The following is a 647-nucleotide window of genomic DNA, read 5'->3' as shown; positions in this document are numbered from 1 at the left end:
CCCGCACGATCTGGCGCAGGTAATCGAGGGTGGGGGCACGTTCGCCTTGCTGGAACAGCCCGACCTTGGGCAGGCCGCTGCTGGTGAGGTGGCGACCGTCGCCATTGGTGGGCAGGAACCAGTCGAGCTGGATCGGGGGGCGAACCTCAGTGTTCATGGTGCAGGCGCTCCTTGCGCAGGCCGTGTTGAAAAAGCAGCGGCAGGATCTGTTCACCAAAGCGCAGCACTTCGCCGACCGCCGGGCCGCCCTGCAGGATGATGTGGCCAAGGCCCAGGCCGTGCAGTTCCTGCAGGCGCGTGGCGATTTGGCGGGGCGTGCCCACCAGGATCAACGGTTGGCCAGGGTGCAGTTGCAGCAGGTTCGGGTGGATCTCCCACTGGCGCAACGGGTGACGGTCGCGGGGCACGGTGGCGATGCGGTGGTTGGGCAGGTCCTGGGTCGGCAGCAGGGCGGCGGCGGTTTCCCAGGCCAGGTCCTCGCTGTCGCCGATGACCAGGCCGAAGGTACAGGCAAAGGCCAGGCCCGACTGAAGCTGGCGCCAGCGTTGTATTTCCTGGGCCAGCCACTGCGGATGCCCAGGCCGCAACAGGCAGACCTGGGCGTGGCCGGCCACCAGCGCGTGGCTTTGGCTGTCGTCCAGCACCAG

General features: G+C 68.0%; 1 protein-coding gene. It reads right to left on the bottom strand.

Annotated features, from left to right (window positions below; translation table 11 throughout):
* Positions 1-146 precede the first annotated feature (146 nt).
* A partial coding sequence (locus HX869_RS31075; RefSeq protein ID WP_178904170.1) for an LLM class flavin-dependent oxidoreductase occupies positions 147-647 on the bottom strand: 501 nt, incomplete at its 5' end.

Source organism: Pseudomonas sp. P7779 (genome assembly GCF_013386315.1).
Lineage (GTDB): Bacteria > Pseudomonadota > Gammaproteobacteria > Pseudomonadales > Pseudomonadaceae > Aquipseudomonas.
Note: the sequence above shows the minus strand (reverse complement) of the source record. Positions and strands in the feature narration are given on the sequence as shown.